Annotated in this window: 1 protein-coding gene and 1 pseudogene; both read right to left on the bottom strand. The window is 54.9% G+C overall.

Translation table 11 applies throughout. The features are described from left to right. Positions 1-1,889 (bottom strand): protease Lon-related BREX system protein BrxL (gene brxL, locus B2W52_RS21775; RefSeq protein ID WP_349677092.1); only part of this gene is annotated, 1,889 nt, incomplete at its 3' end. Next, a pseudogene (locus B2W52_RS21770) lies at positions 1,876-2,177 on the bottom strand (BREX-1 system phosphatase PglZ type A); the annotation flags it as partial. The gene brxL and the pseudogene B2W52_RS21770, both read right to left, overlap by 14 nt.

The following is a 2,177-nucleotide window of genomic DNA, read 5'->3' as shown; positions in this document are numbered from 1 at the left end:
AGACTCTGCACAGCGTTTACACTGCCACCCAGACTCATGTCACCAAGTACGACGAGCTGAGCCTGGGCTGGTCGCCCCATGATCCCGGAAGCAAAGGCCACAAGGCTGGGAATGGAGAGCGACTGGATGGGGCCGCCGTTTTGCAGATCCACCACGTGCAGGTGGAAGTCGTGGTCCATTACCTTGGTTGCACCAGAGATGCGGGAGATGTTGGCCTTAAAATAGTCAAAGGCCATTTTCACCTGCTCTTTGGCCGCAGGGTTGGTAACTTGGCCCGAGGTAGCCAGTTTGCCGGAGCCTTTGGTTACCTGAAGCTCGATGCGGTAAAGGGTCGGAACCCCTTTAGCGCTCACACCGATAGTATGTACTACTCCCGGTTTTGAAGGACCTTCCAGTATCAACTTGCCACCACCCTGCTCTTTCACAGTGACAAAGTGTTCTTCCAGATCTTCGTTGTCGATGTAGCTGAAATGCACATCGTAGAATTCCATGCCACCGATCTTCTTGAGCTGTTCCTTAACCCTGCGACGCACTTCCAGGGCGTATTCCAGGCACTGGCGCACGGCTTCCTTGTCAAATTCGCCGTGGGGGTACAGCAACTTCAGCAGGCCGGAAACTGTCTTCCGCACGGCAATCGTATCCCGCTGATTTAGGTCCCCACCCAGCTTGAAATATCTATCCAGAGCATCAGCAAAACTACGCTTGCGCATCTCCCGGTAAAACTCAGCCAGGTAGTCCACAATCAGCCCGTATCGGTTGGTGAAGAACTCAGGACGCATCTTGGGAATTTCCCAGCCGGGGATGTAAGCGTGGAACCGGTCAAAGAAAGCAGAATCGATCATCTGTTCAGGGAAGGGAGCCAACAGATGGCTGGTTTTGACGAGCGACTCTACAGACTGATTGATGTTGCCCACAAACACCATGGAGGCATTGGCTTCCATCTGCTCACGGCCGCGGGCGAAGGAGCCGGAGGCCATGTAGTCCTTCATGATCTGGACGCCATCCTTTTCCTTGAAGTTGATGCCCGCCACTTCATCAAAGGCCACAAGGTCCCACATGCCCACCAGGCCGATTTTGCGGCTGCTCATGTTGTAGAAGAGGTTCGCCACCGTTGTCTGACCGCCGGACACCAGAATGCTATTGGGTGAGCACTCTTTGTAGATATGACTCTTACCCGTGCCCCTAGGGCCCAGCTCACAGACGTTGTAGTTGTTCTCCACAAACGGAATCATCCGCGCCAGCAGGTGCCACTGCACCGACTGATCCAGCGAGGCAGGCTCCATCCCAATTGAACGAATCAGCGTCTCCCGCCACTGGTCAACGGTCAGCGCGGCACGGCCGGCGAACAACTCAGCCATATTCATGTTGGGCATCTGAATCGGCTTAAGGGTGCTTACGCCAAAGGGCGAGCCTTTCTGCCCTTCCTCATGGTAATAACTCAGAGTCGCAATCACCCAGATCCCGCCGACCAACAGCTTCTCGTTTTCTTTAACGATACCGGCCCCAATCTCCGCATCCCTGATGCCCAAGTTGGAAAAAGCCGCCTCGTAACAGTCTTTCTTCTCGTTCAGGCGAACGGTCACCCGGTCGATCACCTTGTAACTGCCCCGCTCACGCACCAGAGATTTCACCTTCTCGGCCTCGTCAGGGCGCACGTAGTTCTCAGACAGCACGGTTTTGACGTTCCGCAGGCCCGTTTCGATCACCTCCGGGTCATCCGAGGCGCAATACATGCCCAGCAGGTACTCCAGCACGTACACGGGCACATTCGCGCCCTCTTTGATCTGCTTGGTCAGATCCTTGCGCACCACCCGGCCCGCAAAGTGCTCGTTGAGTAACTGATCCAGATCTTTATCTTCCTGCATGGCCACTGCCTTAGAAAAAGTCATCTGTAAACGCCAGGTCTATCACCACCCGATAGCGCTCAATTTCGGTGTTGAAGTCTTTATCCCGGAGTACCAGGAAATAATCCCGTTTGCGGTCAAAGTCTTTACCGGACAACGACAATCGCACTTGTTTAACCCGCTCCGTCATGGAGTCTGAAGCGCTATCAAAGGTCACCACCTCTTCGCTGGACACCTGCTCCGCCCCTTCGTAGATCGCGACCGCTATGGTTACTGGCAGCACCTGATCGCTCACCGCCTCCGTCTGCATCAGGTCAAACCGCTGGATGTTGT

Source organism: Marinobacter sp. UBA2498 (genome assembly GCF_002341575.1).
GTDB classification, from domain to species: Bacteria; Pseudomonadota; Gammaproteobacteria; order Pseudomonadales; family Oleiphilaceae; genus Marinobacter; species Marinobacter manganoxydans.
Note: the sequence above shows the minus strand (reverse complement) of the source record. Positions and strands in the feature narration are given on the sequence as shown.